The sequence below is a fragment of the Pseudomonas sp. F220 genome, assembly GCF_057813935.1.
The window spans coordinates 1-10,285 of sequence record NZ_JBVASJ010000071.1; the positions used below are offsets into that span (position 1 = coordinate 1).

Sequence of the window (10,285 nt, forward strand, 5' to 3'; positions counted from 1 at the left end):
TAGAGGTAGACTTTTTCCACTTTTGCATCGGGTCGCATCATGAGGTGCTGGCTCCTGAAAGAGTTCGGGAGCACAGCATTGAGGATCAACTGGCGGCTTTGAAGGTGTAGGTGATGGATCGCTTACAAAGAAGCGAGTGCCTAGCAGCAGGCGGTGTTCGCCACAGGAAAACCCCAAGAGTAGGCTTTCGACTGTTGCAACGGGGAGCAGGCTTGGCGCCAGGCGAGTTGGATGGTCTTTATTAAAATAACGTCAGATTTTGCCGGGGTCGCATAACCGAGTCGAAATGGACCACGTGTGACTTGAACTTGCTCATATCACAAAGATAATAAAGCCCATCGGTCTCGAATATACAAATGCCCCCGACACTGAAGCAGATCCTCCCGGATACCTCGAGCGGTGACTCCCTCGACACATCGATCAAGGCAGAGAACGGTATCCGCTCAGGCTTGTAATAGGTAGTCAGATCCACCGTAAGACCGGCCCGATCGCCCAGGACAGCAGACTCGGAAATCAGGTTCAAGACTCTTTCAAAACTCGGCTCAGGATCGTATGCAACGCCATACCTGACGAGTGACCTCACCTTAAGAGCGACCGAAACCTGTTCCACAATCGAGGCGCTCGAGGACACAAAAGCCTCCAGCTCCCTGGCCGAAGCGGCGTCGGCGCAGTTGAAGACTTCTCGAGCGTATATCGCGCCCTGATCCAACCATCGATCATTAAGCCGTCCCGAATTAGAGATACCGACCTTGATCAAATCAGGCCCAAAGGACGCCAGGTACACGGAATGCGGCGATGCATTGTAATGCCGCTGTTGCTGCGAAATTTGTGCAGCAGGGACATTGTAAAAAAACGGGCTGTATCCGGTCTTTTTTACGCAGGCCTCACAGGAATTGCCATTGGCAGTCAACTGGCTCGATGTAGGGCATGGATGCGGCGTAAAGCTAGAAAGATCATACCAACCGCTGCAGAACCTTGCACTCATCCGGCGCAAAGTGATGGGGCAGTTCAGTAATGCCACCGTACGCCTGCCGTGGGTGCCAACGTTGTCCAAGATGAACTGCCCACCTTCGGTGGTATAACTCAACCCAGAAAAAATATATCTCATAGAAGCTGGCTTACCGCTTTATTAAATAATTCACTCACCGCAGAAATCTGCGACTCTGTTAATTCTGGCAAGCACGGAATCGACGTAATGTTATACGCCATGAACTCTGCATTTTTGCAGAGTCGAAAATAAGGGCTCAGCAGCGGGTACCGATAGCTTGGTTTAATATTATATTTGATCGCATTGCTGGGCACGCCACGCTCATGGCAATAACTAATCAAGCTGGCCGCGCACGCTCTTTCAGCCTGGATAAAAAAGCCCAGATTGTAAAAATTCGGATGCGAAGTGGCCTCAAACTCTATCGGCGCGACGATGGCCGGGAGCGACAGTTGAGCAAGCAACGCGCTTGCAACTGTTTTGCGAGCGGCTATCTGACTCTCAAGCCGCGTCAATCTGTCCTGCCCAAGCAAGGCCTGTGGCGCTCCCAGCTTGAAATTGAAGCCCATCACGTCGCCCCGACAGTAGCCAAGATGACTATAGGTTTTCATCCCTTCATACAGCTCAGCGCTGTTTGTTAACACAAATCCGCCCTCCCCTGTGGAGAGCAATTTATTATCGTGGGTACTGAAACAGCCGATGCTCCCTACCGTTCCAGAAAACTTGCCCAACTCAATGGAACCGTGTGCGTGCGCAGAATCCTCAATCAACGGTATTGCATTATCAGCCAATACATCGATCAATTCACGCGTTAAGACTGGGTATCCCCACAGCGCTACAGCCAGTAAAGCCTTTGGCTTGAGCTCGATTGCTTTCTTTAGATCCTCTGTGTCGAACCTGAAGCTACCCACCTCAACATCAACAAACAAAGGCTCCGCCCCCAGTTGCAAAATGGGGAGAAGTGAAGGGATAGGGGCCAATGCGCTGACGACGACCTTATCGCCCCTTTGTACGCCACAAGCGTAAAGCGCCAAAAGAATCGCGGCAGACCCTGATGCGACGGGCAGTGCATACTCGGTACCAAACCAAACCTTCAGTTTTTCTTCATAGCTTGAAACTGACGGAGAAGTCCCTGATAGCCGCTTGTCGTGAAAAGTACATTCTAAAGTGGATAAATAACTGGCCGACGCCTCATCAAAAAATTTTTCAGGCAATTGCTCTACCAATGTCAGGTCGCTCATAGATTATCGTCCGATTAAATATCTCTAAAAAATGCCTATGATGATGATTTTTCTGCCGCCGGTATTGCAAATTATCCTTGCTCAGCAAGTGATTGATATCTGAAACTTCTACGCCATGGTTAAGCTTTTCAAAAATACTCGACGAGGGTTTGTCAGTCACTATGTGCAAGCAGGAAAACGGCACCGGCGTGGAGACTGTCCTGTTAACCAATGCGATGCTTGCGGCGATAAACGAAATCTCATTATCGATCGTTTCTGCGCCATTGACATTGAAGTAATTTAATAAAAAATTTGTTTCCTCGACCAGTGTTGGCAATGAAACATGTACCGTTTGGGCCACTCCCATTTCCGAGAGTACGGTCTCATCAAAAAAGGCCGGGGGCGCCTGAACATGAGTAACCTTATTAGCTTCCCACAGAAGAAACTTACACGGCGAAACCATATCGAACAGATCAAGCTTTTGTGAGATCGCGCCCAACTTGGCGATGTAAACAATACCCTTGGTAGAGCCAAGCTCTGCGCATACCTTTGCCACATTCCCGGCGGCGCTCCCCCAGAACGAATGCTTGATCGCTATGATCCTGATTCTGAAAATGGCACCAGGAAGGGCGAGATCGATCACGCTGAACGATGTTGAATCATGCAAGTTTTCGACAAACAACCCATCACTTATGACTTGAGCAAATGCTTTGTCACCTTCACCAATGACATAAACATCATCTGGTCCTTTGGTGTGCTCAAGATAAGCAGTCAGCCCTAATCGATCCGAGTAATGTTCTGCAATTTCAGGATAATAAAAAGCCTTCATTGCCTCAGCTGCATGGGCAGCTTTAGTATAGCTGGCTGAACGTTGCCCTCTCGGGCACAAAAAAAGCACTGCGCTTTGAACGATTGAAGCATATTGGAGAAGGTATTCTTTAGTGGGGGAAACACTAATAGTCAGTAGCGTTTCTCCTTCCTCGTTTTCTACCAACAGCCAAGAAGGTCGCTTATTATTAGCTATTTTTTTGTAGCTGAATGGCATGGACTGAAGTACATTGAGCACTTTCAGCTTTCTGACAACAAGAAAATTTTCAAGATCTTCAAAGAAAAAAGAATGGCATTCGATTCGAAAATCATTGCACACGGCAATCGACAGTAACGCAAACTGTTCGCTGGTTATTTTCGACCGAATGTATCTTAAAAAATTTCGACTTCCCATGGAGTGGTCAGCCGGGAAGACAGGGTTGATGCTTATTTGCCTGGGATTGAGAAACACGAGCAAATCCTTTTTCATTCCATGAAAAACTGCGCATCAGTCCTTTAGTGGCACATCCATGTGCCCTATTCAGTCCGTTATTGACGTGCTACTTAGGCTTTTGCAGCTACGCCACCGCCACCACCACCACCGCTAGCGGTGAACGTGGTCTTAGCACTTACAGCACTTTGCTCTTGCGTGTTCAGAACGCGGATACTAGTCATAAAAAATCCTTCTTAGATTTGTAGATCCGAAGTGCGGTATTGCTCTTCGCAGGACAAAACTAGCAGCGAATTAATTCGTGTCAACATTTTCTTTTCAAAAAAATTTTTCTTTCGGACACTAACGTCCTCTCTATCTACGTCACACCCGCCGCTCCCCCAATATATACGGGCTAAGTGTGATCCATGACCCACTAGTCAGCTGTCAATCCGCCTTGGTGATTTAAACACCGTCAGTCGAAACAGCAGCAACCGCCCCTAAAGACCCCTAAAGGCTATTCGTGCTCAACTAATTTTACCTGCCTCGATATATGGCCTCTTGCCATCACCTTTCGATATCACAGGCAATCTTATTTTTCGAGTTTTTTCGACACTATTCAAAAATTCAAAACCTTCCTACCAGAGTTGACAGCTTTTGTTCGGCGTGTGTACTCTAAAAAAGTAAGTTTGCTTGAAACGGAAATCAGCACGGAACAAGGATGCTCCAGATGCCCCAGAGAATTTGCGTACACGCAATCCCGCTGTCAGCGGCTAATGAATTACAACGCCTACCTTTCGTAAATCACTCCTCTTCAACTGTTGCGCACACTGAACCACGGCCAGTGCTAACCCGTACGTCTCTGCAGTGTTAAAGCTGGCGGCCTGAATCATCATTCCTGTGAGAGACTTATCGATGAACCACGTCCACATACAAGATACCAAAGTGCTATCTTCTGCCGATATATCCGCACTTAAAGCGTTCTTGGATAAAAACTACCTCAACAATCAAAAACCTCTATTTACTTTTTTGTCAGGCTCAATCGCGGAAGGTCTATCAACACCTAAATCCGATTACGACATTTATGCTGTTTACGATGAATGCGAAGAAGCTGAAATCCTACTGACCGATTTTGAACGCCCGATTGAAGTCACCTCCATAAAGCTATCAAAGCTGGTCGGTATATTTGAATTTGTTCACGCCGGTAAGGATTTGGCGAACATTTCGCCCTATGAGCTGTTGCTGTGTCATCGCGTACATTCAGGTATCGGCTTGACCGGTCAGGCAGCCTTCCAGACACTAAAAAACCTTCTGGATGCGCAAACGTTCGCGGAGCGACTGTCCGAGCTGTGTTTCCTGTATGCGGAGCGCTCGCTAAAGGTCTGTGCCGGGAACCTCCTGGTTAATGATCATGCTTCAGCTCTGCTCAACGCTCACCATGCCGTCAGGCAAACATTCAACCGCTTACTGGCAGTCTTCGGTGCGACCTCGCTGCTGGAAAAGTGGCAACTGGCTTACGCCGAAAAGTATTTGGGACTGCAGCACCCAGCCTATAAAGAATTTATCCAGCTGATGTCAGTGGTGCCCTATGAAAATGAGATCACAGGCAATATCTATATAGAGCGGGCATTCCGCTTTCAGCAAGTAGTGGGCGATTACGTTCGATTCGAGGCCGATGAGTTGGGCGATTTTGACTGGAATGCCAGGTTCCTGCACAAGTCGAATGACACTGGCAATATGATATTGCGCAAGTCTGCGTTAAGTCGCGTTATTGAGATGCAGGGCAAATTCTACATGGTGGTTTCCTCTACGCCTTTACTTGAGCTACCTGCGACGGCCGCCAATCTGTGGGCACTGATTGACAATACGTCATCTATCACCACGCTACAAAAAAAGGCTGAAGACATATTGAAATTAACTCCCCAGACCTTCTCCGAATACCTCAAAGCTTTCAGCTCAGTCGATGTGCTGGCTGTTGATAAATTCAATTTCGAACACTATAAGGTCTGACCATGACTGATAAGCAGTTTTTTGTTGCGTTTGAGGGCCTGGATGGTGCGGGCAAGTCGACTTTGTTTGAGGCGCTTGGTCCCTTGTTAAAAAATCGAATCAAGAACAAGCTCGTCCTTGTCGATAAAAAATACCCGCCTGCGTTTTCTTCCTACACCGACAATCATATCGCTACTATCCGCAGCATCCTTTGGGAGTACCCCAAGGGTGCGCCGATGGACGAGCTTGGCGATATGCACTGGCTGTATTTGCTGGCAGCCTGGTTTCATGTCATAGACAACACACAAATCAAGCCCGCTCTGGTTGAGGGCCACAGTGTCATAATGGAAAGCTGGTGCTATAAGTACTTGGTGCGCTATCGATTAAAGGCCGGCTATATGTATGAAGCCATGCTGACCGCCTTCTACAGCCTCACACGCCCCAGCCCGGTTATATATATAGATGTAGACCCTAAAATTGCCGCAGAGAGAAAGACCTCCTACGGCTTTTCCGAGAGCGGAGGAATGGATGGCTTGAAAGGCTCAAGCAAAAGCGACTTCATTGCCTATCAAAATACACTCAGAGAGATTTATCTGGATCTCGCCGCGCAAAACGGTTGGATGATAATCAAAGCAGACCATAAACCCATTGATTTCATAGCGCATGAGGTCATGGAGTCTTTATCAGACTTTGGGATATAACATCCATGCATACCCATGTATCCAACTATCTAAAGTTTTATATATCTAATATTTTAAAATTTTCCGCCAACCGTTTTTTTCCGTACCTGGGCATTTCGCTCGTAGGCATTCTGGTTGCCAATAAAAACTTCGAAGAATTTTCTTTTTTCAGCTACATCTCTTCAGCTTTTATATTCCCCGCGACCATAGCCACCTTTACTTTTTACGCAATCGGAAATTTAACCCCCTCGCCGAAAGACACTAAAAACAAGGACATCTTTAATTCCATCTTTTTTTTGGCGTTGGTTTTCGCCAGTTTGGTAGCGTCGGCCTGCAGTGTTATTCTGCTCTTCTCTTCCAACGAAATTTCCGCCTACCCTTCTGATTACAAGGCTAAAGAGCTGGCTGTCTGGTACATTACCTATATTTTCATCTACGTCCTTACCAGTTTTTTCAACTGTTATTACGAAGCTTGGATCAAAGATCGCAGCAGTAATATCGGAAGAATGATCGGGTTTGTACCACTCATCACCCTTGCCATTATCGGATTTTTCATACATAACCCATTAAACTACTCTTACGCCGTGGTTGTACTAATGACCGCCTGTGGTTTCTTTGAATTAATCTACTACCTCTACATCAGCAGAAAAAATCGATTGTTCTCCTTACACGTCAATCTCGACACGATGCGCACGCTCATTGCAATAGGGGCCCCCCAAGGCTTGGGCTTGGCGCTACAACGGCTGGCATTTTTCATGGTAAATAAGCGATTATTGCTTATTGATAAAGATTTTGTTTCGGTGTTTTCTGTTGCTATCAGTATAGTTTCTCTACTGACCATTCCCGTTTCAGCATTTACGCAAATCCATAGTATCCATATCACTCGAAATAGAACTGAGCCTCTTCATGCATACCCTATTCTGTTGTTACTGGCCAGTGCGCTTCCCTCGGCAATACTCATTACATGCTTCGACAACCTGATTCTGCCCTTATACGGTTTGAGAGCGGACTTATTGGGCCAGGATCCATGGATCAGTTTGGGGATTTTGGCAATGTTGCTATCAACCGCCTCATTGATGTTGGTCACGGCTCACCTTAGAGCCTACGGACAGAGCGTCGCACCACAAATCATAATTAATCTGTCTGTCTATGGTGTCTATGTCTCGACCGTTTTCTCCGGCTTTCTGGATAACAGACCCTTGTCGTATTTACTTTTTACCTACGCGATCACGTTTTTGATTTGCCTCTTGCTGCTTACATCACGCGAGCGGCTCAACTTGCTGAAGTTTGGTGTTCCCAAAGGTGCCTTGCACGCGAATTAAGCGATTGATGGTGCATCGACATCTGTGCCGGTACAGGATGTCGCAGGCTCGGAGTGTCTCGCTTGGACTGGGCATCAGTACTCCAACGCGCTGACCTCCGCCATGAATGCGCTTAGAAAGTGATCAAGACGTTGATGTCTTTTGGCCGCCATGCGCTCACCTTCATTTGTTCTAAACCCGGAGGCCAGTTTGAGCAGCTTGGTTTGGAAGTGTTCGATAGCGAACTGCTTGTCTTGGTATTCCCTGCCGGATGCCGTTGGGTTGGTCACATCATATAAAGCCGCCCCCATGCGGCCCGCTGTATAGAAACACCTGGCGATCCCCACCATGCCAATTGCATCAAGCCTGTCACTGTCCTGGAGTATTTTGGCTTCGAGTGTGAGCGGTTCCAACCCTGCGGAAAAGCTGTGGCTTTCTATCGCGTGCGCCACTGCCATGACCTTCGACTCTGACCATCCCAAGCCGGATAAAATAGTCGACGCTTTTTCCGATGAGAGTGTTGAAGCCTTCGCTCGCAGTGACGAGTTTTTCTCGACAGCAACGCAGTCATGCAGGATGGTCGCCGCCAAAAGAATCTCGAGATCCCCTCCTTCCACGGCCTGAATAACGCTGGCGTTAACCCAAACACGATGGATATGCGAAAGATCGTGCGAGCCATCTCCACTGTCCTCAGGAAGATGCGTCAGCAGATCGGTGGCCAGGCTTTGATACGGAAAAAACAGGTTATCAGTCATTTTTTTCTCTCGGCGAGTGGGGTGAGAACGTAAGGCTGTTGGCGCTGATTGCCCCTCCACCCTACCGATTGAAAATTGACCCAGGACGGATTGCTGATTTTTGCCCCAGCAATTGTGGATAAGCTTAGCAGCAGTGTACCGGTTGAAGACGCATCAAGCCCCACCGCATGGATGCATGCAGCAGGGCGCTTATGGTGGATCAAAACGGCTCATCGTCCTCGATATCATCTCCGTTCTTACGCTTTCGTTCCCGTGACTTGATCTTTGTCCGGGCGGCCAAAGTGCTGTGCTGAAGGCGGTAGGACTCATTGTCCGTTTCCACGATATGGCAGTGGTGTGTCAGCCGATCCAGCAACGCAGTAGTCATCTTGGCGTCGCCAAACACGCTCGACCACTCCGAAAAACTGAGATTGGTGGTGATGACCATGCTGGTGTGTTCGTACAGTTTGGACAGCAGGTGGAATAACAGGGCGCCGCCGCTTTGGCTAAAGGGCAAATACCCCAGCTCATCAAGTATCACCAGGTCTGTTCGAAGCAGTCCCTGGACAATTCGCCCTGCCTTGCCATCGTACTTTTCACGCTCCAGCAGATTCACCAGATCCACCGTGGAAAAGAAGCGCACGCGTTTGTTGTGGGTCGTGATTCCGGATACAGCCAAGGGGGTGTTCTCATTCAGGCCAGCCATATGACAGCAGACACAAGAGACAGCATCGACTGGTAGTTCCTGGCCTGTCGCTCGTGCCGTGTCGCTATCCGGCGGCACTGTTTCAGCTTCTGGAAAAAGCGCTCCACCAAGTTGCGGGCCTTGTAGAGGTGTCAATCAAGGCTGCGAGGGCTCATGCGGTTCTTTCTCGAAGGGATGATAGCCTCAGCGCCACGACGCTGGATGACTTCAACAAAAGCGTCTGAGTCATAACCCTTGTCTGCCAAGGCGAACCCCCCAATCAACCCTTCAGCTTGGCCGTATTCCGAGGCTTGTCCAGACGTTAACAGCAAGCGTACCGGATTTCCAAAGGCATCGACCGCCGCATGAATCTTAGTGCTCAGCCCCCCTCGGGACTTGCCCATGGCATCGGCGTCCTGACCTGTTTTTTTTGCCGCGCCGTGCTTATGAACCCGCACGATGCTGCCATCCACCATCAAGTGCTCCAGGTCAGCGTCAGCAGCGAGTGCTTCCATCATATGCACCCAAACGTCTGTGCGGGACCAGCGACTGTAGCGCACACAGACTCTATGCCAATGACCGTAGATTTGAGGAGGATCACGCCACGGCGAGCCCGTACGAGCAATCCAGAGCACCGCTTCGACAAACTGACGGTTATCGCGTGCCGTGACGCCTCGATCATCGGCCTTGCCCGGTAACAGATTTTTAATCCGCTCCCATTAATCATCATGAAGAAGCCTATGGCGGCTCATCCGCTGCTCCAAAACGACTCAGGTTACGGGTTTCATCTGTTCGATTCAAATGAGAACTCCCCCTAGTCGCGGCCTATTTATTACTTCCTCGCGATATCTATGTGGAGTGCGCCGCTTCGCCGAACAGGCGGGCTCAAGGCACATCCTGGCAGATACCAGCAACCTGACACAGTGGTGCCAAGAATCGGCGCAAGAAATGATTATGGCCCTTAATCGTGCTCTCGCCGCTCAAGAGCTTTTACACATGCTGCAAGGAATCCAAACTCGAGGCGTAGATCCTCGTCTGGTTGTTGGCGACCGGCGTTATCCCAGCTTTTTTGTCGTATTGCGTGAATCGCGAACGTCCGCTCTACTCGCGCACATACCCAGTGTCCGGATCTCCGGAGACATTCAAATGGGGCAGGTCATGCCGGTTTTTAATCAGGGCGCTGAAGTGGCTGAGTACAGAGAAACGGTGTTCCGAGCAACGCGGACAGAACAACGCGGCGAAGTGCAGTATTGGGGGGCAACGAACGCTTTTTTCAGCTTGGAACGGCAGACCAGTAGGGTTCGACCATTGGGACTAAGTGGATACGTCGTATCCGATCCATAAAGCACACCTACCGGTAGATGCGCCTTGTGTTTACCGTGGCATCTCTGGCGAGCAGTTCCATGGCAGTAGTGCTTCGTAGTCGGCCACCGACTGCGCATGCGGCAATCGCT

7 protein-coding genes and 2 pseudogenes are annotated in these 10,285 nt (G+C 49.0%); 3 read left to right on the plus strand and 6 right to left on the minus strand.

Annotated features, from left to right (window positions below):
- Positions 1-241 precede the first annotated feature (241 nt).
- Genes ACZYSM_RS28560 through ACZYSM_RS28570 form a run of 3 tightly spaced genes read right to left on the minus strand, consistent with a single transcriptional unit; the run spans position 242 to position 3,484 of the window.
- Positions 242-1,054: a DUF2797 domain-containing protein gene (locus ACZYSM_RS28560; protein ID WP_489076944.1), complete on the minus strand. Its 813-nt coding sequence runs from the start codon at positions 1,052-1,054 to the stop codon at positions 242-244.
- A gap of 50 nt (positions 1,055-1,104) precedes the next feature.
- Entirely contained in the window at positions 1,105-2,226 is a 1,122-nt protein-coding gene (locus tag ACZYSM_RS28565; protein WP_489076946.1) for a DegT/DnrJ/EryC1/StrS family aminotransferase, read from the minus strand.
- The gene (locus ACZYSM_RS28570; RefSeq protein WP_489076948.1) at positions 2,192-3,484 is read right to left on the minus strand and encodes a hypothetical protein; all 1,293 of its coding nucleotides are present in this window, start codon (positions 3,482-3,484) and stop codon (positions 2,192-2,194) included. The genes ACZYSM_RS28565 and ACZYSM_RS28570 overlap by 35 nt, the downstream gene beginning before the upstream one ends.
- A gap of 873 nt (positions 3,485-4,357) precedes the next feature.
- Between ACZYSM_RS28570 and ACZYSM_RS28575 the strand changes: the two genes are divergently transcribed.
- Genes ACZYSM_RS28575 through ACZYSM_RS28585 form a run of 3 tightly spaced genes read left to right on the plus strand, consistent with a single transcriptional unit; the run spans position 4,358 to position 7,433 of the window.
- Positions 4,358-5,452, plus strand: coding sequence for a nucleotidyltransferase domain-containing protein (locus tag ACZYSM_RS28575; protein WP_489076950.1), 1,095 nt, complete (start codon positions 4,358-4,360; stop codon positions 5,450-5,452).
- A gap of 2 nt (positions 5,453-5,454) precedes the next feature.
- Entirely contained in the window at positions 5,455-6,132 is a 678-nt protein-coding gene (locus ACZYSM_RS28580; RefSeq protein ID WP_489076952.1) for a dTMP kinase, read from the plus strand.
- 5 nt (positions 6,133-6,137) lie between these two features.
- On the plus strand, positions 6,138-7,433 hold the full coding sequence (locus ACZYSM_RS28585; protein ID WP_489076954.1) for an MATE family efflux transporter: 1,296 nt from the start codon (positions 6,138-6,140) through the stop codon (positions 7,431-7,433).
- Between the two features lie 74 nt (positions 7,434-7,507).
- Here the strand turns inward: ACZYSM_RS28585 and ACZYSM_RS28590 are convergent, their stop codons facing one another.
- From ACZYSM_RS28590 to ACZYSM_RS28600, 3 genes and pseudogenes are all read right to left on the minus strand, one after another.
- Positions 7,508-8,167 carry an HD domain-containing protein gene (locus ACZYSM_RS28590; protein ID WP_489076956.1) on the minus strand — a complete coding sequence of 220 codons (660 nt, stop codon included), beginning with the start codon at positions 8,165-8,167 and terminating at the stop codon, positions 7,508-7,510.
- Between the two features lie 199 nt (positions 8,168-8,366).
- Positions 8,367-8,831: pseudogene (locus ACZYSM_RS28595) on the minus strand (ATP-binding protein); the annotation flags it as partial.
- 8 nt (positions 8,832-8,839) lie between these two features.
- Positions 8,840-9,541: pseudogene (locus tag ACZYSM_RS28600) on the minus strand (IS5 family transposase).
- Positions 9,542-10,285: the final 744 nt, after the last annotated feature.

Bases quoted from the DNA above. Each gene is read 5' to 3' on its own strand.
- ACZYSM_RS28565 (WP_489076946.1), bottom strand. From the start codon at position 2,226: ATGAGCGACCTGACATTGGTAGAGCAATTGCCTGAAAAATTTTTTGAT.
- ACZYSM_RS28575 (WP_489076950.1), top strand. From the start codon at position 4,358: ATGAACCACGTCCACATACAAGATACCAAAGTGCTATCTTCTGCCGAT.
- ACZYSM_RS28580 (WP_489076952.1), top strand. From the start codon at position 5,455: ATGACTGATAAGCAGTTTTTTGTTGCGTTTGAGGGCCTGGATGGTGCG.
- ACZYSM_RS28585 (WP_489076954.1), top strand. From the start codon at position 6,138: ATGCATACCCATGTATCCAACTATCTAAAGTTTTATATATCTAATATT.
- ACZYSM_RS28590 (WP_489076956.1), bottom strand. From the start codon at position 8,167: ATGACTGATAACCTGTTTTTTCCGTATCAAAGCCTGGCCACCGATCTG.